This window comes from Ideonella sp. FW305-24, assembly GCF_058788035.1.
Genome location: NZ_JBYTAI010000008.1, coordinates 292,148 through 312,529, shown reverse-complemented (window position 1 = coordinate 312,529; position 20,382 = coordinate 292,148). Strand labels below are relative to the sequence as shown.

The following is a 20,382-nucleotide window of genomic DNA, read 5'->3' as shown; positions in this document are numbered from 1 at the left end:
TTCGTCGAAGTACGCCCGCCAGTCCCAGCGCTCTGCAGGGATCTCGCTGATGCTGTCTTTGCCGGCGCTCAGGTTGGACCAGAACGCTCCCACGTCCGACGCTTCGGGGTACCGGCCTGACAGGCCAATGATGGCGATCTCGCCGATGTCCTTGCCCACCGTGTTGGACAGGGTGCGCGAGGCTTCAACTGACGGCAGCAAGCCGTCCGGCAGGCCGAGCACAGTCGACCCAAAACGCGGACGGCGGCTCGCATTCGCCACCGGCGGTGCCGGCACTTCCTGACGTGCGGCGACGGGTGCGGTCAGGGCCTCGCCTGCACCCAGCACCTCGCTGAGGCGGGCGCGGTGGCTCTGCAGGAAATGCTCGGCCAGCGCGGCAATCGTCTGGTACTCGAACAGCAGCGTCTTGGAGAGCGGGCCGAACACCTGCTCCAGGGTGCGCGTCAACTCCATCACCAGGATGGAATCGATGCCGTAGGCCTCCATCTGCGCGTTGGCATCGATGCTGTGTGCCGGCCGCTTCAGTGTGCTGGACAGCAGCTGCACGAAATAGCGCCGGGCCTTGTCCTGCAGCGCATCGGGCGCGGCGCTCGGCACAACAAGCTCACGCTCGGCTACCGCGGCCACGGGGGCAGCGAGTTCGGGCAGGCTGGCCTCGAAGCGGTGGATCTGGCCTTCTGCAACCAGCACCTGGGGCAGGCCGCTGGCCAGGGCTTGCCCCAGTGCCGCAAGGCCACTCGCGGTGCGCAGCGGGATCAGGCCGGTGCGCACGCTCATGTGCTCGCGCGTGGCCGCATCCACCTGCATGCCGCCTTCTTCCCACAGCGGCCAGTTGACCGACAGCGTGCGCCCATGGCGCAGGCCCTGGTCGACCAGCTCGGTGCGGTGCTGCGCAAACGCATCCATGAAGGCATTGGCGGCCGCATAGTCGGCCTGCCCAACATTGCCCAGCGCACCCGAGGTGGACGAGAAGCAAATGAAGAAGTCCAGCGCCAGATCGCGGCTGGCTTCATCGAGGTGGACCGTGCCGGCCACCTTGGCGGCCAGCACCTCGTGCAGTTGCTGCCGCGTCTTCCTGACAAGCAGGCTGTCGCGCAGCACGCCCGCGGCGTGGATGACGCCGTCCAGGCTCTCGAACTCCTCCGGGATGACCTGCACCAATGCCGTCAGCGCGGCTGCATCGGTGACGTCCACAGCGTGGTAGCGAACCACGGCGCCGAGTGTTTCAAGCGACCGGATCTCGGCCTGGATGCGTTCGTCCGGCGCCGAGCGGCCCGTCAGGATCAGCACGGCGTTCCTGGCCCGCAGCGCGATGTCACGCGCGAAGATCAAGCCGAGGCCGCCTGCGCCACCGGTGATCAGGTAGACGCCGCGCGCCTTCCAGGGTGCGGGTGCTTCACTGCCATGCAGCAGCTCGGCCCAGCGGGACGTCTGGCGCAGGCCGTCCACGTAACGCACCTGCTGAACCGGCGCACTGCCGCTGTTTTCGGTCAACACCTGCGCCAGGTCCTGGCCCCCTTCCGCACGGATGAGCTGGCCGACGATGCGCGGGTTCTCCAGTTGCGCCGTGCGCAGCATGCCGCCCAGGCCGGCCATGGCCTGGTCCTCGCCATGGGCCGGCACGAGCACCTGGATCAGGTGTTGCCCGGGCTGTGCGCTCAAGGCCTGGAGCTGCTCCAGCAATGCGGCGGCCGCGGCCTCGAAGCGTTGCGCGAGCGTGTTGCCGAGGGCCGGGGACAGGCAGTCAGCGCCCTGCAGGCGGCGCGGCAGGTCGGCGGCCTCCACGCCGCACAGCAGCACGACATGGCGCGCAAAGCCGGCCGCGTTCGCCACGGCGACAGCGGCTTGCGGCGTCCACGCCAGTTGCAGCAATGCGATGCGCGCCGGTTCTTCGGCCGCTGGCGCGGCCAACGCGCGCAGGCAGAACTCTTTGAGCCTGGCGCAAACCGTGCCAGCGTCGTCGCACAGGTCGATGTCGAACTTCTGCAGCGCATCGCTGGCGGCACTGCCCGGGCTGCGGCGCAGCAGCGCCCACATGCCGGCGTTGCAGGCGCCCAGCACGTCCAATGCGCCCAAGGCGAAAGGCAGCATCGGCGTGGCCTTGTCCAGCCCACCCGCGCCGTTGGTGTGGAAGGCCACCGCTGCTTGCAGCGCCGCATCGAGCACGCTCGGATGGAGCACCTGGGCCTCGCGCCCAGCCCTCACCGAGTCCGGCAGTGTGATGCGGGCCAGCGCCAGGCCCTGGCCGATGAACAGCTCGCTCAGCCCACGGTGGCCAGGTCCGTAGCCCAGGCCCATCCGGCTGAACGCCGCGTAGCAGGTCGCAGCGTCCACATGCGACTGCGTGCATTGCGCGCGCAACGCAGCAAGGTCATGAACCGCCGCCGCCTCGTTCCCGACGACCATGGCCGCGCCCTGGCTGTACACGGTGGCTTCGTCGACACCGGTGCCATCGCCGTCATACAGCTCGAAGCTGAATCCTCCCCCGCGCTCGGGAAACAGCGCGAGGTGCAGGTTCTTGACCTCGGCCACCACCGCGGGCCGCAACCACACAATGTCCTGGAGGCGCAGACGAGCTTGGCCGCTGAATGCCTGATGGGCTGCGAAGCGCGCCATCTCCAGCTGCGCGGCGCCCGGCAAGGTGGGCTGGCCCTGCACGACGTGGTCGGCGAGGAAAAATTCCTTGCCCGTGAAACGGCTGCTGAAACGCAGGCCGTGCAGGTTCGAGGTGTTGCGATGCACCAGCGGATGAAGCGCCGCTTGCACAGCCATCGTCGGCTGGGGCTTTGCGTCCACCCAATGCCGCTGCCTGACGAACGGATAGGTCGGCAGTGCCAGCCGGCGACGAGCGCCGCCGCTGTGCAGGCCTGTCCAATCGAACTCGGCCCCTTCGACCCATTGCTTCGCGGCAGCCCGCAAGTCGCCTTCGGCGGTCAGCGCGCTGGCGTGTCCGTCCATCGACGAGGTTTCGCCGCTGAAGACGCCGGAGAATCCGGCACCTTGCGCCAGCCAGCCTTCGAGCCCGCTTTGCAGCGCATCGAAGGAATCGACCACCAGCGCAAGCCGCGCGGCCATCGCCCGCCGCCCGACTTGCAGCGTGTAGGCCAGGTCTGCAATGCCGGCACGCCGCGTCTCCGGCAACGCGATGACGGCCAGCAGCTGGCGCACGCTGTCCCGCAGCACGGCCATCGTCCTGGCAGACAGCACGATCAGGACAGGCTGGGCCGGTGCAGGCTTGACCTCCGCGGGCGCCAGATACTCTTCGACCACGACATGGGAGTTGACCCCGCCAAAGCCGAAGGAGCTGATGCCGGCCCGGCGCGGAAGGGTGTGACCTTGTTCGTCGACCAATGCCGGCCACGGGCGCGCGGTGTCGACAATGAAGAAGGGGCTGCCGTCCAGCGCGATGCGGGGATTGAGCTTCTGGAAGTGCACCAGCGGCGGCAGCGCCTGGTGCCGCATGCACAGGATGGTCTTGATCAGGCCCGCCAACCCGGCGACCGATTCGAGGTGGCCGATGTTGGCCTTGACGCTGCCCACGCCGCAGGACCGATCACGCAAGGCCTCGCCGCGCTTCGCCGCCACGTGGGCAAAAGCCAGCTTCAGCCCTTCGACCTCGATCGGGTCGCCCTTGGGCGTGCCGGTGCCGTGTGCTTCGACATAAGCGATGGTGCCCACCGGCACGCCCGCCTCTTCCAGGGCCTCGCTGACCACCTTCGATTGCGCGAGTGAGCCGGGATAGGTCACCGTGCGCGCATGGCCACCGTGGTTCACCGCGCTGCCGCGCAGCACGGCGGCAATGCGGTCGCCGTCGCGAATGGCCTGGGCCAGTGGCTTGACCAGCAGCATGGCGGCACCCTCGCCGCGCACATAGCCGTTGGCGCGTTCGTCGAAGCTCTTGCAGCTGCCGTCGGGCGAGAGCATGCCGGTCTTGGAAAACGAGATGAAATGCGTGGGGCTGCAGAGCACGCTGACGCCACCCACCAGGGCCTGATCACATTCACCGCGGCGAATGGCATGCGCCGCCTTGTGCAGCGCCACCAGCGAGCTGGAGCATGCGGTGTCCACCGGCATGCTGACGCCGTGCAGGTTCAGGAAATGCGAGATGCGGTTTGGAATGAGCGCGGCGTGGGTGCCAGTGGAGACATGGCCCTCGATCACATCGAGCGCATGCCGCAGGTGGTCTTCGTAGTCGTAGTTGAAGACGCCAACGTACACGCCGGTGCGGCTGCCGCTGAACTGCAGCGGGTCGTAGCCAGCATCCTCGATGCAAGACCAGGATTGCTCCAGCATGATGCGCTGCTGCGGGTCCATCACCGCGGCCTCGCGCGCAGAGACACCGAAGAAATCGGCATCGAAATTTTCTACGCCATCTATGAACCCGCCCCACTTGCTGATGGACTTGTTCTTCTCCTGCGCGTCGGCCGAATAGAAGGCGTCCCGGTCCCATCGGCCCGCCGGAATCTCGCTGACACTGGACAGACCCTGGCGAAGGTTCTCCCAGAACTGCGCGTAGTTTTCAGCGCCGGGAAGCCGGCAGGCCATGCCGATGATGGCGATGTCGCCGACACGACCGTCGTCTGCCCCACGCGCCTGCCCCAAGGGCTCCGAGTGGTCTTCGAAGTCCCCAAACTGCTGATCAACCGTGTTCATCCAAGTCCCTGCGATCTGTCTCTTTCAAGTGCCTGGTCAGCCGGTGCTGACGGCTGTCAAACTTCGACAGGGCATTCGGTGGTTTGTGTCTGAGGCGCTTCGGCCTCAAGCGGTGTGTGATCGATGAAGCGGGTCAGAAAGCCTGCCAGGTGCGCCGCAGCACCCTCCATGACCTTGAGCGCAATGGCATCCACATGGCGCTGGCGCCATGGCTCGAGTTCGGTGCCCTTCACCCACTGATTGAAGGACCCCAATGCCGGACCGGTCTGGATCTGGTAATTCACGCGGTCGTCGGGCGCGCCGGCCATCGCAATCCGGGTGCAATAGGCAAAGTACCAGCGGAACACCAGCGCCATCCTGTGTTTCGGATTGGCTTCGGCCTTGGCGATCTCGTGCGCCTGCCCCACCGACCTGAAGTAGTTCGCCGTCTCGTGCCAGATGTCGTCGAAGCTCTTCTTGAAGAAGGTGGTCTCCAGCTGGCGGCGGGTGCGCTCGGGGATTTCGTCCAGGCTGTTGTAGTGGCGATAGAGCGAAAGCAGCTTGTTCGCGCGGGCCGGGAAGAACACCGACTTCTTCATCACCTGGACCTGCGCGCCAATCTCGAACATGTCCCCGGCCGGCGCGTATTCGGTGTCCTGGATGTCGATCTCCTGCAGCATGGCCTTGCCCTCGTCGCTCATCCCGGCTTCGACGGTGCACTGGTTGATCGAACCGGTCATGATGAAGTCCGCGCCGAGCAGGAACGCAGCGGCAGCGGCCTCGGGGCCGCCGATGCCACCGGCCAAGCCCATGCAGATCGGCTCTGCATAGGCATGCGTGCGCTGCAGCTCGTCTCGCAGGCGCAGCAGCGGCGGCAGCATCACCGCGGCAATGCCACCATCGGTATGGCCACCGGAATCGGCTTCGACGCAGATGTCGTGGCTGACCGGCACGCCTTGCGCCAACCTGGCCTGCTGCGGCGTGACCAGGCCTTGCGCGAGCAGCTTCTCCACGATGGCCGCTGGCGGCGGCATCATGAACGCCCTCGCCACTTCCGGGCGCGAGATCTTCGCGACGATGCGGTGGTCGCACACCGTTTCGCCGCGTGCATCGGTGCGAAGCCCCAGCAGCCGGAACCGGACCAGCGATGGCGTCATCTGCATGAAAGCGGCGGCCTCGACGGTGCGGATGCCGTGCTTCAGGTAAAGGTCGACCACCGCCTCTTCCTGCGCTGGATATTCGTAGTTGGCCAGCAGGTTCATGCCATAAGGCTGGCCCGGCTTCAACTCCGCCTGGATGCGAACAATGTTGGCGTCGATCTTGGCCAGCGAGAGTCCGCCGGCGCCGAAGAAGCTCAGGAAGCCCGCCTTGCCCATGCGGATCACCAACTCGGCAGAGGCCACGCCGCGGTACATCGCCCCGGCCAGGTAGGCGAACTTCAGGCCGAAGCGGCGGCGGAACACCTCGCTGCCGAGCGACGTGGCTTCGACCCGGCGTTGCGGGCTGCGCGCGATGGACGGTTGCGGTTCACGGACTGCAGCGGCTTCAGGCTTCGATTCGCGAACCGGCTGGGCGCTCGGGCGCGCATCGAGGATAGGCGTCTCCTTGGCCCTGATGTCCAGCACCATCTTCGTCAGCACGTTCGCACCGATCTCCTGGAACAGGATGTCGCCTCTTCCCATCAGGTAGCGCACCGAATCGACCCATTGCACCGGCGCTGCGATCTGGTCGGCCAGGGTCTGTGCGATGCGGCTGGGGTCGTAGGGCCGCGCCGTGGCATTGGCAATCACCGGGACATGTGGCGCGGTGAACGAAAACTGCTGCAGGAATCCGGCGAACTCGGCCCGGGCGGGGTGCATCAGGCGGGAGTGGAATGCGGCGCCGACATCCAAGGTCACGCAACGCAGGTCCTGCCGCTTGAATAATTCCGCAGCCTGGGCGATCGCGCCTTTCTCGCCCGCGATCACCGTCTGCGTTGGCGAATTGAAGTTCGCGATGTCAACCTGTTCGAGGCCGTGCCTGTCGAGCAGCGCCCTGAGTTCATTGGCCGGGACCCCGATCACCGCGGCCATCCCGCCTTGCTTGGCGGCGGCCATCAGTTCGCCGCGCCGCTTGACCAGGCGCAGCCCGGTCTCGAACGGGAACACACCGGCCGCGAGCAAGGCGTTGTATTCACCGAGGCTGTGTCCAGCGAAGAAATCAGGCCGAAGGTCGGGCTGCAGCTGTTGTTGCCGGTGGTAATGCAGTGCGTTGACGACAAAGATCGCCGGCTGGGTGAATTGGGTTTGCGACAATTTCCCCTGCGGGTCATTCAGGCACAGCTCGTCGAGCGAATAGCCGAGAATCTCGGACGCGCTGGCGACGATTTCCGGGAAAAGGGGAAACAGCGCCTTGCCCATTCCCCTGAACTGAGAGCCCTGACCGGGGAAGATGACTGCCTTCAACTGGGGTGCGTCCATGATGGGTTCGTCTGGTGTGGGGTTGTCCGGATGGCGCTTCGCCGCGGAGCCGGTGATGTTGGGAGTTCGCCCGGTCGCGGCCAATCCCATGAATCGCCCCAAGTCGCTGCCGAATGGCGCCATCACGTGATGGACAGCGGACTTCGACCCAATTGGCAATCCGTACTTCAGGAATGTCGCCAGCGTCCCGCCCGGCCCGACATCGATATAACGATGGCAGCCCTGGGATTCAATTTGGTGCAGGGTCTTGTGAAACTGGATGGGCAGGCGCACCGCCGACCAGAAATGGTTCTCAGGCAAGGCGCGCAGGGAATCACTGGTGGCGCAACAAACGACGGGGACATTGCCTTGGCGAATCTGGAGCCCGCCCAAGGCCTCCTGGCAAGGCAGCCGGGCAGCCTCGATCCAGCGCGAATGAAAGGCATAGCGGACGGGGAGCCGCTGAAACACCACGCCGTGCTGGCGAAGCTGGCGCTCGACTGCCGCCAGGTTGGCAGCCGGCAACGAGATCACCGAGTGCGTCGCGAAGTTGCGGGCGCCAAGCTGGCAGATCGAGAACAGTTCCGGCGTCAGGCATGCCGCCGGTTCGCCCATGACGGCCACCATGGCGCCAGGCTCGCAATGCGCCTCCACGGCCATCGCCTGGTCGATCACCGCGAGCAGCGCGGCGTCGGGGTCGACATGGCCGGCCACGGCCGCGGCGGCGAAGGTGCCCAGGCTGGCGCCCAGCACGAGGTCCGGCTGCACGCCAGCGGCCATCAGCGCCTTTGCCAACGCGTACTCGACCATGAAGATGGCCGGGTGGGTGTGCAGGAGCCGCTCGAACGGCGCCTCTCTGGCATGGCGCTCGTCCAACAACGCCGCCAGTGGCGACTCGCCGCAATGCGCACGCGCCAAGCGGTCGGCGCGTTCTAGCGTGGCGCGAAAACCGGCATGGCGCTCAAAGAGCTCCCGGCCCATTTGAAAATGCTGGGAGCCTTGCCCTGAGAAGAGAAATACGGTTCTCATGCGCGCATGCTGATGCGTGGAGACACCGTGCTGGCGGCGAGCGCCTCAGCTCCGCACTTTCGAAGTCGCGCCTTCAATCAGCGAACTGACTGGACGCGGGTGCATATCTAAGCAGGTTTTGCGAATCAATTCAACGCCGGCATCGTGCGGCCCCTGCACAGCCGCACACCCCCGAGCTTCCGGCTTGGCCTTTTCGAATGGCCAGATCGAATATTGACCGTCACCGTTCACAACCACTTGATAGATTGCTTCTGACGGAATGCCGGACATGAATCACCTTCTGCAAAAGAGAAAATCGGCTCCTTTTGAGAACCGACCCCTGTCTCAATTTTCACCACAAAAATGCTGGGTCAAACCCTGATGGGGCCCAACCTGACAGCCAGGCGACAGCTTCGCGTCGGTAACAAGCAAACAGCCTTCTTACACCACAGCAACGCCTGATCGACTCACTTTAATGTGTTTCGCCCTTGCGAATACAGCACACACGATGCGATTCGAAAGTTACGAATTGATGCAATGCCGTGCCAGTTACTACAGCTTGCGTGGCGAATTTAGGGATTGCCAGGATCGACCGGCGTCACGGCTTTCGACCCGAGCCCAACCCGGCTGACCGCTTATCGCGACACATGCATGACGACGACGCCAGGCACCCACTTTTCCAGTGCCAGACAGGCGGTCACCCGGTCATCGCCCACCAGCAAGTCGACCAGGCGCAGCGAGGCCGGATCGCCGACAAGCGGTTGCCGCTCCGCGAGCCCCACGTCGATCGAACACAGGTCGTCGCTCAGGCCCTTGCCGGTCGCCTTCAGCACCGCCTCCTTGCGAGTCCAGCAGCGCTTGAAAAGCGCCGGCTGCTCATCCGGCTCGGCCCGGGCGATGGCCAGGCGTTCGGCCGGATGGGTGGTCCCGGCCAGCAGGTCCCGATGGTCCCCGAGGCGCAGGAAAGCTTCGACGTCGATGCCGACGGACTCGCCCGGACTGACTGCGCATGCCACCCATTCGGCCGAGTGGGAGAGATTGAAGGCGGGCAACCCGGGCAGGAAAGGTTTGCCGTGAACGCCGAATGAAAAAGCGCACGGCACCAAAGCGCCCCTGGGTCGAACGAGATGGTGAACCATTGTTCGACCCAGAACGAAGTTCTTGCGATCCCCGGCTTGCCGATAGCGCATGGCGCGCTGCCGATCCGCGTCGGCAAGCACATGTTCGTCGGCGAAATCGCCGGCCTCATGCAGGATCGCGACGAAGGCGCATCCGCGCCCCAGGGCCTGGTCGCAGACCAGGCGAGCGTCCTGCCACAGCACGGTGCTCGCGACAGTGATGGTTGAGATCCCGAAGCTTGTTGGCCCCGCTTCCGAGTGCTCCCAGCGCGGGTCTGCACCCAGCCCGCCCACCGCGGGGGACAACAAGAAGCCTTGGGCAGGCTCGGCACGCGACGCATTCATGGCGACGGGATTCTGCCGGGATTCGACGCGCTGAGGTAATATATGTTTTGTGTATGAAACGTATAGCGCACACCATCATGGGCATTGTGAAGATTTCAGACCAGATGCATGACAACCTGCGGGCGGCCAGCGAGGCGCTGAGCCGGTCCATCAATGCCCAGGCAGAGCATTGGATGCGGGTCGGCATGCTGGCCGAGCTGAACCCGGCGCTGAGCCATGGCGAGATCTGCCAGTTGATGCTGCAGGCCAGCCAACGTGGCGATGGCGGTTTTGCTTTTGCGCTGCCCGAGGTGAGCGCTGCGAAGAAGCGGGCCGCGAAAGCGGCACGGGTGGCGGCATGAGCGCCGCCCGGCCGCCCGAAGGGGCTCATTCCCGCCTGGCGGGACCGGCCGCAGGCCGCAGGGTGCACCAATGAGCGCCGTGAAGAAACCGGCGCAACTGATCAAGTCGCCAGAAGAGATCGCGATGGCGCGCGCAGCAGGCGCGCTGGCGGCCGAGGTGCTACAGATGATCGCGCCGCACGTGAAGCCGGGCGTCAGCACCGAGCAGCTGGACCGGCTGTGCCACGATCACATCGTCAAGGTGCAGAAGGCCATTCCTGCGAACGTGGGCTACCACGGCTATCCGAAGACGGTCTGCACCTCGGTCAACCAGGTCGTCTGCCACGGCATTCCGTCCAGCCAAAAGATCCTGAAGAAGGGCGACATCGTCAACATCGACGTGGCGGTCATCAAGGACGGCTGGCACGGCGACACCAGCCGCATGTATTTCGTCGGCGAGCCAGGGCCGATGGCCAGGCGGCTGGTCAACACGACCTACGAAGCGATGCTGGCCGGCATCCGCCAGGTGCGGCCCGGCGCGACGCTGGGCGACGTGGGCCACGCGATCCAAACCGTGGCCCAGCGCGATGGCTTCAGCGTCGTGCGCGAATACTGCGGCCACGGCATCGGCAAGGTCTACCACGACGAGCCACAGGTGCTGCACTACGGCAAGCCCGGCCAGGGCCTGCGGCTGGAAGCCGGCATGGTGTTCACCATCGAGCCGATGATCAACGCCGGCCAGGCGGGCACCCGTGAGCTGTCGGACGGCTGGACCGTGGTGACCAAGGACCATTCACTGTCGGCCCAGTGGGAACACATGGTGGCCGTGACGCCCGAGGGCTTCGAAGTGCTGACGCCCTGGCCGGAGGGCACGGGCAGCTACCCGGCGATCAATTGACCCGTGGCGCGCAGGCCCGGCGAAGCTCGTAGCAAGTAGAAACAAGGAAATTTCAAAGCCCATTCAACCCTGACGGCGCCTTGCGGTACTCACCGCACAGCAGCCAGAAGAGAGGATGGGCAACGATGAATGTTTCGCGCGAGCCAGCGGCCGTGCCTGTGCGCTTTCCGGTGAGCCGCCGAGCTTCGCCGGTGGCTGTCGGCGAGGCGGGCGCCACTGCCGGCCCAGCTCGACGGCCGAAGCCCGGCATCCTGCTGTTCAACCCGTGGGCCACGCGCACCGGCCGAGTGCCCAACAGCCTGCTGCACATCGCAGCAGCGCTGGGCGACAGCTGCGACATCGAGTTGGTCGACGGCAACCTGGAGCCCGATCCCTGGGCCGTGATCGAGCCGCTGCTGGCCTCCGGCAGGTTCGGCTTTTTCGGCTGCACGGTGATGCCAGGGCCGCAGCTGCGCCAAGCGGTGCCGGTCACGCGCCAGGTTCGCGCGAACTTTCCGCGGCTGGTCACGATCTGGGGCGGCTACTTTCCCTCCAACCATCCGCAGGCCGTGCTGCAGTCGGGCTGCGTGGACTATGTCGTGCAGTCGGCCGGCGAAGGCTCGCTGCCCGCCTTGCTGGCGGCACTGTGCGAAGGCCGCTCGCCTGAACTGATCCCCGGGCTGATCTTCCTGCGCAATGGCGAAGTGGTGCGCACCGGCAAGGCACCACTGCCGGACCTGGACCTTCAGCCCGCCTTGCCTCTGGACCTGCTGGCGCGGCGCCACCCGATCCGGCGCTACCTGCCCCGCACCTTCCTCGGCCGCCGCACCCACGCGATGCACACCAGCATGGGCTGTCCGTTCATGTGCGCCTTCTGCGCCGTGGTGCCGCTCTACCAGGGGCGCTGGGTGGCGCGCTCGGCCGAGCTGGTCGCCCAGGACGTGCTGCAGATGCGCGACGCGCACGGCGTGGATGCGATCGAGTTCACCGACAACAACTTCTTCGTTTCAGAAAAACGGGTGAGGGCCTTTGCCGAACGTTTGCGCGGGCAAGGCGTGGCCTGGTGGGGCGAGGGCCGCATCGACACCTTGGACCATTTCAGCGACCAGACCCTGGCACTGATGCGCGAGGCCGGCTGCCGCATGATCTTCTTCGGCGCCGAGAGTGGCGACGACGAAGTGCTGGCCATGGTGGACAAGGGCGGCCGCCAGTCCGGCGCGCAGATCCTGCGCTTCGCCGCACGCCTGCTGTCCTTCGGCATCACCCCCGAGTATTCGTTCGTGCTGGGCTTTCCCAGGCCCACCGAAGCCGAAGTCTGGGCGCAGATCCACCGCGACATCGGCTTCATCCGGCAGCTGAAGCAACAGAGCCCGGCGACCGAAGTCATTCTCTACATCTACAGCCCGGTACCCACCGAGGGCACTGCGCTGCAGCAGCGCAGCCAGGCCGCGGGGTTCCGCTTCCCCACCACGCTGGAAGACTGGGTCAGCCCGGCATGGGAATCCTTCGACCTGCACCGCAATCCGCTGACCCCATGGCTCACGCCGGCGATGGTGCGGCACATCCACGACTTCGAGACGGTGATGAATGCGCGCTACCCGACGCGCACGGATTTCAGCCTCGGCGACTGGGGGCGGCGAATGATGCAGGCGGCCTCGCTGCCGCGCTATTGGAGCGGCATCTATCGGCGGCCGCTGGAGTTGAAGGTGCTGCAGCGCCTGCGCCGCTATACGCGTCCTGAAGTGGAGGGCTTCTATGCTGAAAGCAACTGAACCCGTGACGGCTCAGATGCCGGCGCTGGATGTGGCCCAACAAGCGGTACTGAGGGCGCTGGCGTACCGGCAGGTGTTCGACTGCCCCCTGTCGGCCGACGAGATCTGGCAATTCCTGGACACACCGGGCGTATCGCTCCGAGAAGTGAAAACCGCCCTGCAGCGATTGCAAACCGCTGGCCTGGTGGCCGGCCATGACGACTTGTTCTGGATCGCCGAGATGGAGGATCCGATCGAACGCTGGATCGCCAACCGGGACCGCGCAGACGCGGCGATGCCAGAGGCGCTGGCTGTGGGCCGCAGCCTGATGCGCCTGCCGTTTGTCGATGGCGTGGCGATCTCGGGCTCGCTCTCCAAGCGCTCGCTGGCCGAGGACGGCGACTACGACTTCATGATCATCACGCGGCCCGGCCGGCTGTGGCTGGTGTACACGCTGCTGCGCTACTACCGCCGCATGCTGCCGTCGCCGCACATGCTGTGCGCGAACTACCTGCTGGCAAGCGACCGGCTGGCGCTGGAGCGACGCGACTTGTTCACCGCAATAGAGCTCGTCACGCTGCTGCCGGTGGCGGGGCGCGAGCAAGTGCTGCGCATGCAGCAGGCCAATCCCTGGTCGGTGCAATACCTGCCCAACGGGCCGGTATTGCCCCCGGGGGGCGAGCCTTCGATCGGCCTCTGGCGCCGACTGGGCGAAGCGGTCTTGAGCGGCCCGGTGGGCGGGGCACTGGACCGGTGCGCATGGCGGCTGGTCGAAAGACGAAACCTGCGCAAGAACCCGCAGTTGCCGTCGCTCATGGCGCGCCGGAGCGTGGAGCTGGGGCGTGGCGTGGCAAAAGTCCATACCTCGGAGTGGAAATACCGCATTCTTGAGCGCTACCAAGCCAACCTGGACCGGCTGTCGCAGCAGACAGGAACAGCCATTGCGCGCCACACGGTGGCGCAATGCGTGCTCGTGGCTTCGGCCTACTACTACCGGCTTGATCCCAAGCAGTGGCAGGCCGGCAAGCCCTATCCGCCGCTGGGCGCGCTGTACGCCGCTGGCCTGGTCCGCAGCCTGGGCTTCAAGACGCAGGTCTTCGACGCCGGCCTGGCGGACAGCGAGCTGGCGTTCCTGCGCCGGCTGGAGCAGGAGCGACCTGCCTTCGTGGTCCTTCAGGAAGACGGCTTCAACTATCTGACCAAGATGTGCCTGGCGCGCATGCGCGATGCAGCATTGCAGATGGTGCGGCTGGCGCGTGCGTTCGGGGCGCGGATTGTGGTGTGCAGTTCCGATGCCACGGACTTCCCCGAGCCTTACCTGCGCGCCGGTGCCACCGCCGTTGTGCGCGGCGAAAGCGAGGCCACGCTGGCCGACCTGCTGCAGGCCTGGCGTGACCACCGGCCCTGGACCCACATTCCAGGGCTGGTGCACCTGGCGGAAGAGCGCCTGGTGCCATCCCCCCAGCGGGCCCCCATCACCGACCTGGACGGGTTGCCTGCGCCCGCCTGGGACCTGGTGGACCTGGCACCTTACCGGCAGATCTGGCAGCGCCGGCACGGCCACTTCTCGTTGAACATCGCCACCACGCGCGGCTGCCCGTATGCGTGCAACTGGTGCGCCAAGCCGCTGCACGGCAAGCGCTACACCGTGCGCTCGCCCGAGCAGGTCGTGGACGAGCTGGCCCTGCTGGTGCAGCAACATGGCGCCCAGCACTTCTGGGTCACCGACGACCTGTTCGGGCTGAAGCCCGGCTGGGTGCAGCGCTTCGCCGCACTGGTGCAGGCGCGCGACCTGGCGCTGCGCTACACCATCCAGACCCGGGCCGACCTGCTGCTGCGCGACGCCGACGACCTGCAGGCCATGGCCCGCTCCGGCCTGGAGACGGCCTGGATCGGCGCCGAAAGCGGCTCGCAGCGCATCCTGGACGCGATGGACAAAGGCATCACGCGGGCGCAGATCGACGGCGCGGTGCAGGCGCTGAAGCAGCACGGCGTGAAGCCCGCGCTGTTCCTGCAGTTCGGCTACCTCGGCGAGACGGCCGAGGACATCCGGCTCACGCACCAGATGGTGGACGAACTGCAGCCCGACCAGATCGGCATCTCGGTGTCCTATCCGCTGCCCGGCACCGTGTTCCACGAACGCGTGAAGGCGCAGATGGGCAAGAAGACGCACTGGCTGCACAGCAACGACCTGGACCTGATGTTCCCCGGCAACTTCTCGCCAGCGTTCTACCGGCACCTGCACGCCTACACCTCGCGGCGCTTCCAGGTCATGCGCTGCTGGTCGGTGCTGTGTGGGCGACTGCCCGCATCCCGCCGCGGTGGCCGGCTCCGCGAACTGGCCTCGCTGCTGCGTGCCATGCCGGCACTGCTGCGCGCTCGCCTCGGCCTGTGGCGCGAACAGCGCCAGCCAGCCACTGCACCGATGGTGGCGACGTGAATACCGCTGCGTTCGACGCAGTCGCGCGGGACTACGACCGCGAGTTCACCCACAGCATGGTGGGTGCAGCCCAGCGCCGCACCGTCTGGGATGTGCTGGACAACCGCCTGCGCCAGACGGGTCGCCCATGTTCGGTGCTCGAACTGAACTGCGGCACCGGCGAAGACGCCCTGCACATGGCCCGCGCCGGCCATCGCGTGGTTGCCACCGACGTCTCGCATGCAATGCTGCAGGTGGCCCGCGACAAGCTGGCCCGGGCCGGCCTCGGTGGCGCTGCGCAGACGCGGCCGCTGGACCTGCAGGCCCTGGCGTCCGGCCATGTGACCGCGCAGGAACTCGGCGGCCCGTTCGACCTGGTGTTCTCCAACTTCGGCGGCCTGAACTGCCTGTCGCCCGAAGCACTCCAGGCCCTGGCCGCACCGCTGGCATCCTGCCTGGCGCCCGAGGGGCAGATCATCGCCGTGGTGATGCCGCGCCTGTGTCTCTGGGAAAGCGCTTGGGCCCTGCTTCAGCTGCAGCCACGCCTGGCGGCCCGGCGCTGGCGAGGCGGACCCGTGCTGGCCCAGCTAAGCCTGGGCCAGCCCCCGCTGCCGGTCTGGTTCCACGGCGTCCATCAGATGGACGGTGCTTGGCACACCCATTTCGAGCGCACGCTGGTGCGGCCGGTGGGGCTGGCCGTGCCGCCCTCGGCGCGGGAGGCACTGGCCTCCCGCGCGCCGGGCTGGCTGGCGTTGATGGAACGGCTGGACCGGCGTTGGCTGACCGCTGCTTGGGGGGCGCGCCTTTCCGACCACGTGTTGATCCAATACCGCAGGCGCTGACGATGAGCTTGATCCTCACCCACGGCTACTTCATCGCCGACGACGCGATCGAGCAGCGCATCATGCGGCCCTATCCGCCGCTGGGCCTGCTGTCCATCTCGGCCTGGCTGGACAGGGACGGCATCGACCACCAGGTCATCGATGCCACCTTCCTCAATGCCGAGCGCTTCGTGCAGCGCGTGCGTGCGCTGCGCCCGCGTTTGATCGCCTTCTATGTGACGCTGATGACGCGCCGCTCGGTGCTGCGCCTGATCGCCGCGTTGGGCGGCGGCGAAGGCGGCCCAACCATCGTGCTCGGCGGCCCGGACGTGCGCCACAACGCGGCCGACTACCTGCAGCACGGTGCGCACCTGCTGGTGGTCGGCGAAGGCGAGCAGACCATGGCCGACGTGGCCCGCCTGCCGGCAGGTGCCCACCGGGATGCTGCTGCGCTGGCCGCCATTCCCGGCCTGATCCACGCCGATGCGCAGGGCCAGCCCGTGTTCACCGGCGAGCGGAAATTCGTGCCCGAGCTGGACGAGCTGCCCGAGCCGGCGCGCCACCGCATCGACCTGCAGCCCTACCTGCAGGCCTGGCGCGGTGCCCATGGGCAGACCTCGCTGAACATCAGCACCCAGCGCGGCTGCCCGTACAAGTGCAGCTGGTGCAGCCGCGCGGTCTACGGCACCAGCTACCGCCGCCGCTCGCCACAGCAGGTGGTGGCCGAGCTGGGCAAGCTGGTCAGGCAGTACGCGCCGGACCAGTTCTGGTTCGTCGACGATGTGTTCACGATCAACCACAACTGGCTGGCCGGCTTTGCCGACGCGCTCGACGCAGCGGGCCTGCGCATCCGTTACGAATGCATCACGCGGGCCGACCGCATGAACGCGCGCGTGGTGCAACTGCTCGCGCGCACCGGCTGCACCCGTGTGTGGATCGGCGCCGAGAGCGGTTCGCAGCGCATCCTGGACGCGATGAAGCGGCAGGTGCGCGTGGAGCAGGTCATCGCGATGATCCGCGCCGCCTCGGATGCCGGCATCCAGACCGGCACCTTCCTGATGCTGGGCTACCCGGGCGAGACCGAATCGGACATCGTCGCCACCGAGCGTTACCTGCGCGAGGCCCGGCCAGACCTGTTCACCGTGACGCTGGCCTACCCGATCCGCGGCACCCAGTTCCACGACCAGGTGGCCGACCAGGCCACCGCGCCGCCGTTCGACCAGGGCAGCGACCGCGACCGGCGCTTCCCGCGCACCTACAGCGACGCCTACTACCGCCACGCCGTTCGCCTGCTCACCCACACCCATGCCATGACCACCGCCCTGCATCCCTTCGGCCCCCGCGCGCTGGCCCATCGCGCGGCTTGGTGCTTTTCGCGTCTGGGCATGTGGTGGCACCGCCGCGTTGGGGTGCAGCCGGCATGAGCGCGCCCGCCCGGCCGCCCGAAGGGCGCGCTCGCGTCCCTCTCGGAGGGACCCGCGAAGCGGAGGGTGCTCCAGTGAGCACGCCCGAAATGCGGCCCGACCTACCGCGCGTCGGGCTGATGGCACGCCTGCTGCGTCGACCCGAAACGCGCTGGGGCCTGCCACGTCATGGCCTGCTGGCACGCTTGCTGCGCGGGCCGGTGCGACGCGCCGTGTCGCCTTGGCTGCAACGTCGGCTCGCTCGAGCCGGCCGCGAGGTCCAGCACTGGCGGCTGGGACGATTGCGGCTGCGGATCGACCCGGGCGTCTTTCCACCGGGGCCGACGCTCAGTTCGGCCATGTTCGTGCGGTGGCTTCTTTCGCCCGACGGCCCCGGTCCCTGGCCAAGCCGGCGCGTGCTCGACATGGGCTGCGGCAGCGGGGTCATCGGGCTGGCCCTGGCTCAGGCTGGCGCCCAGGTGCTGGCGTCGGACATCAACCCCGGCGCCGTGGCGAATGCCGCTGCCAATGCGCAAGCGAACGGCCTGCAGCTGACGGTCGTGCTGGCGGATCTGCTGGCGGGCATCCAGACCTCTGCGCTGGACTGCGTGCTGATCACGCCACCCTACTACCCGCGCACGCCACGCTCGATGCCGGAGCGTGCCTGGTTCTGCGGCCAGGGTTTCGAATATTTCCACGCGCTCTTCCCGCAACTGGCTGCACTGGATCTTGGGCGCACCGAGGTGCTGATGATCGTCTCGGAGGACTGCGACGAGGAGGGCATTCGCCACGTGGCCCGCGCCCACGGACTGGACCTGCAGCTCCGCGGTGCCGGGCAGGCCTGGCTGGAATGGAACGCCTTCCTGCGGGTGGTGCCGGTTTCTGGGGACGCCGCGTGAGTGGGCCCGTACCTCTCATTCGATTCCGTGTGATGTGCTCGCGAGGGGGCTTGGATGTTTGAACATCGCAAGGTCGTCGTGGTCCTGCCGGCCTTCAATGCTGCCAGGACTCTGCGCCGCACTTATGCAGAGATTCCGTTCGGCCTGGTCGACGAGGTGATCCTGACCGACGATGCCAGCCACGACGAGACGGTGGAAGTGGCGAGTGAGCTCGGCATTGCCCACATCTTGCGTCACGACCAAAACCGGGGCTATGGCGCCAACCAGAAGACCTGCTATCGCAAAGCGCTGGAACTGGATGCGGACATCATCGTGATGCTGCACCCGGATTACCAATACACGCCCAGTCTGATACCTGTCATGTGCTCACTGCTCGTGAGCGGGGGCTGCGATCTCGTTCTGGGGTCGAGGATCTTGGGGGGAATGGCCTTGGCTGGAGGGATGCCGCGATACAAGTACATCGCGAATCGCCTGTTGACATTTTTCCAGAACTTGATCCTGCGGCAGCAGCTATCCGAATATCACACGGGATATCGCTGTTTTTCTGCGGCAGCGCTGCGCACCATAGACTGGCCATCCAACTCCGATGACTTTGTTTTCGACAACGAGGTACTGGCGCAGTGCGCCTTTCACGGCTTGATCATCGGTGAGTTGCCCTGCCCTACGCGTTATGACGCCGAATCGAGTTCGATCTCCTTTTGGCTCAGCGTGCGTTACGGCTGCGGCGTTCTGCGTGTCTGCGGTCAATATGCCGCCGCCCGCTTCTTGCTGCTGCGTATGCGGCTATTCCGGCGCCTGCTGCCCAACGTCGGGGGCTTGCGCCCGCCGGATCACATATGCATGGAGGCTCCCGGTGGGAATGATCGTGTCTTCGACTGAAAGCAAGGGTTTCACGACCAGCGGGTTGGGTGCACTGGACACTGCGCTCAGTGTCTCAGCCGGAAGCGGTTGCCGGCTGACGAAAAGGAAAGCTGGATGGACTGCCGCACGCGCCGCCAAGGCTGCCGTCAAGGCCTGGGGCTGTTCCATGATCGAGCAGGTCAGTCGCCAATGACAGAAGGTCTCCGTCTGCTGGCTGCACAGGGAATAGGGTTGGCGCTGAAGGTAGGGGGCCAATTCTGTGGCTTCGCAGCTCGGGGTGGCGATTGGCAACTCGGTCAGCGGAGGCTGGTGAATGGCTTCGGCGACGGCTCTCGAGGCAGTGAAAGGATGTCGGATGTCGTTGATTACCGCCACGCCGTTTCCTGACATCTGCACCAGTGCAACCAGCAGCACTGCCCGGTTCAGTGACCGGCGATATCGGGAATCTGGCGTATTTTCCATCGCCAGCCAGCAAGCCGTCAGCAATATCCACCAATGGAATCCGGCAATCCGGGCACCATAGTGTTGAGTCAGCAGAATGAAGGCGATCAGCGCCCCCTGGCCGACGAAAGTCGCTATTCGCAGCGAAAGGGCCTGCCCCCGCAGCAATCTCAAGGGCAGCCACCAGATGAAGACGGCCAGCGCGATGGTCCCGATATTGGGCAGATGACGCCAGACTGTGCTGTTGAAGTTTTGGACTTGGATTGGATCTGGGTGAGCCAGAATGCCGGTCAGTGGCGAGGCCAGAGCTATTCGCACATACTGCAGAGTAGACTTGGCAGCAGCATGTTGCTCGACGTACCAGGAAACGTCTGCCGTGGCCATCTGGATGCACAGCAGGGCCACGCTTGCACCCAATGGCCCCAAGAACTTCAGCGCGGTTCGGCGTGACCTTGCAATCTCTGGCCAGCAGGCGGCGGCATACACCGCACCGGGCAGCACGAACAGCCAATGCACCTGCAGGCTCAAGGCCAGGCAGGCGCCACTTTTCCAGGACCATCCGGGTTGCTGCCGGTCCTGTGTCAACGCTAGTACAAGCAGGCACAGGCCCAGTGCATAGCTCCGGAACAGCAGGGTGTACTCAAAAAACACCAGGTAGGTGAAAGGCAGGACCCAGATTACTGCAGTGGAGAAGGGGCTCCGGCGCGCGATGCGGTAGACGGTGATGGCACTGATGACGACTTGGACCAATTGGAAAAACAGCACATCCGTCGTGAGCCGGGTAAGTATCCACATCAGCAAGTACCACAGCAGTGGGTGTCCTTCCGGCCGGGTGTTGTGCCACAGAGCGGCCAGCGTGGTGCTGTCACGGGCGATCAGAAAACCCTGCGCTTCGTCCAACCACCACTCATGAAAAAAAGCACCGACCAAGGCGGCCAGTACGAAGCAGCCGGTGATCCAAAGGGCTGGCGGGCTTGTCGGTTTTTCCATGAATGGCTCTGCATGGCGACCCGGACATCGGGCGGCCTGTGGGGGGCTGTCAATTGTCT

General features: G+C 66.1%; 13 protein-coding genes. 8 read left to right on the top strand and 5 right to left on the bottom strand.

What is annotated here, in order from left to right:
* From AC3WR5_RS22180 to AC3WR5_RS22165, 4 genes are all read right to left on the bottom strand, one after another.
* The coding region (locus AC3WR5_RS22180; protein WP_492487198.1) for a type I polyketide synthase at window positions 1-4,653 on the bottom strand (4,653 nt) is incomplete at its 3' end.
* A gap of 56 nt (window positions 4,654-4,709) precedes the next feature.
* Complete coding sequence (gene fabD, locus AC3WR5_RS22175) at window positions 4,710-8,099, bottom strand: ACP S-malonyltransferase (RefSeq protein WP_492487196.1); 3,390 nt, start codon at window positions 8,097-8,099, stop codon at window positions 4,710-4,712.
* Window positions 8,100-8,144: 45 nt separating this feature from the next.
* Complete coding sequence (locus tag AC3WR5_RS22170; protein WP_492487194.1) at window positions 8,145-8,369, bottom strand: MbtH family NRPS accessory protein; 225 nt, start codon at window positions 8,367-8,369, stop codon at window positions 8,145-8,147.
* 344 nt (window positions 8,370-8,713) lie between these two features.
* On the bottom strand, window positions 8,714-9,541 hold the full coding sequence (locus AC3WR5_RS22165) for a 4'-phosphopantetheinyl transferase family protein (RefSeq protein ID WP_492487192.1): 828 nt from the start codon (window positions 9,539-9,541) through the stop codon (window positions 8,714-8,716).
* A gap of 77 nt (window positions 9,542-9,618) precedes the next feature.
* On the opposite strand from AC3WR5_RS22165, the gene AC3WR5_RS22160 reads away from it, so the two are divergent.
* The 8 genes from AC3WR5_RS22160 to AC3WR5_RS22125 all read left to right on the top strand — a co-directional run bounded on the left by AC3WR5_RS22160 (window position 9,619) and on the right by AC3WR5_RS22125 (window position 18,910).
* Window positions 9,619-9,882, top strand: coding sequence for a ParD-like family protein (locus tag AC3WR5_RS22160; RefSeq protein WP_141286801.1), 264 nt, complete (start codon window positions 9,619-9,621; stop codon window positions 9,880-9,882).
* A gap of 70 nt (window positions 9,883-9,952) precedes the next feature.
* On the top strand, window positions 9,953-10,759 hold the full coding sequence (gene map, locus AC3WR5_RS22155; protein ID WP_141286800.1) for a type I methionyl aminopeptidase: 807 nt from the start codon (window positions 9,953-9,955) through the stop codon (window positions 10,757-10,759).
* A 125-nt stretch (window positions 10,760-10,884) separates the two neighbouring features.
* Window positions 10,885-12,510: a B12-binding domain-containing radical SAM protein gene (locus tag AC3WR5_RS22150; protein WP_492487189.1), complete on the top strand. Its 1,626-nt coding sequence runs from the start codon at window positions 10,885-10,887 to the stop codon at window positions 12,508-12,510.
* A gap of 4 nt (window positions 12,511-12,514) precedes the next feature.
* A complete protein-coding gene (locus AC3WR5_RS22145; RefSeq protein ID WP_492487187.1) occupies window positions 12,515-14,929 on the top strand; it encodes a B12-binding domain-containing radical SAM protein in 2,415 nt (804 codons plus the stop codon).
* The gene (locus AC3WR5_RS22140) at window positions 14,926-15,750 is read left to right on the top strand and encodes a class I SAM-dependent methyltransferase (RefSeq protein ID WP_492487185.1); all 825 of its coding nucleotides are present in this window, start codon (window positions 14,926-14,928) and stop codon (window positions 15,748-15,750) included. Before AC3WR5_RS22145 ends, AC3WR5_RS22140 begins: the two co-directional genes overlap by 4 nt.
* Before the next feature lie 2 nt (window positions 15,751-15,752).
* On the top strand, window positions 15,753-17,153 hold the full coding sequence (locus tag AC3WR5_RS22135; protein ID WP_492487183.1) for a B12-binding domain-containing radical SAM protein: 1,401 nt from the start codon (window positions 15,753-15,755) through the stop codon (window positions 17,151-17,153).
* A 74-nt stretch (window positions 17,154-17,227) separates the two neighbouring features.
* Window positions 17,228-18,031 (top strand): methyltransferase, encoded by an 804-nt coding sequence (locus AC3WR5_RS22130; RefSeq protein WP_492487181.1) that lies wholly within the window; start codon window positions 17,228-17,230, stop codon window positions 18,029-18,031.
* Between the two features lie 54 nt (window positions 18,032-18,085).
* A complete protein-coding gene (locus AC3WR5_RS22125; protein ID WP_492487180.1) occupies window positions 18,086-18,910 on the top strand; it encodes a glycosyltransferase family 2 protein in 825 nt (274 codons plus the stop codon).
* On the opposite strand, the gene AC3WR5_RS22120 is transcribed toward AC3WR5_RS22125, so the two are convergent.
* A complete protein-coding gene (locus AC3WR5_RS22120) occupies window positions 18,815-20,323 on the bottom strand; it encodes a hypothetical protein (RefSeq protein ID WP_492487178.1) in 1,509 nt (502 codons plus the stop codon). The two genes, AC3WR5_RS22125 and AC3WR5_RS22120, sit on opposite strands and share 96 nt — an antisense overlap.
* Between the last annotated feature and the right edge of the window lie 59 nt (window positions 20,324-20,382).

What these genes read in the sequence shown, in the direction of transcription:
- fabD (WP_492487196.1), bottom strand. Translation starts at nt 8,099, where the DNA reads ATGAGAACCGTATTTCTCTTCTCAGGGCAAGGCTCCCAGCATTTTCAA.
- map (WP_141286800.1), top strand. Translation starts at nt 9,953, where the DNA reads ATGAGCGCCGTGAAGAAACCGGCGCAACTGATCAAGTCGCCAGAAGAG.
- AC3WR5_RS22120 (WP_492487178.1), bottom strand. Translation starts at nt 20,323, where the DNA reads ATGGAAAAACCGACAAGCCCGCCAGCCCTTTGGATCACCGGCTGCTTC.
- AC3WR5_RS22165 (WP_492487192.1), bottom strand. Translation starts at nt 9,541, where the DNA reads ATGAATGCGTCGCGTGCCGAGCCTGCCCAAGGCTTCTTGTTGTCCCCC.
- AC3WR5_RS22125 (WP_492487180.1), top strand. Translation starts at nt 18,086, where the DNA reads ATGTTTGAACATCGCAAGGTCGTCGTGGTCCTGCCGGCCTTCAATGCT.
- AC3WR5_RS22160 (WP_141286801.1), top strand. Translation starts at nt 9,619, where the DNA reads ATGGGCATTGTGAAGATTTCAGACCAGATGCATGACAACCTGCGGGCG.
- AC3WR5_RS22170 (WP_492487194.1), bottom strand. Translation starts at nt 8,369, where the DNA reads ATGTCCGGCATTCCGTCAGAAGCAATCTATCAAGTGGTTGTGAACGGT.
- AC3WR5_RS22150 (WP_492487189.1), top strand. Translation starts at nt 10,885, where the DNA reads ATGAATGTTTCGCGCGAGCCAGCGGCCGTGCCTGTGCGCTTTCCGGTG.
- AC3WR5_RS22135 (WP_492487183.1), top strand. Translation starts at nt 15,753, where the DNA reads ATGAGCTTGATCCTCACCCACGGCTACTTCATCGCCGACGACGCGATC.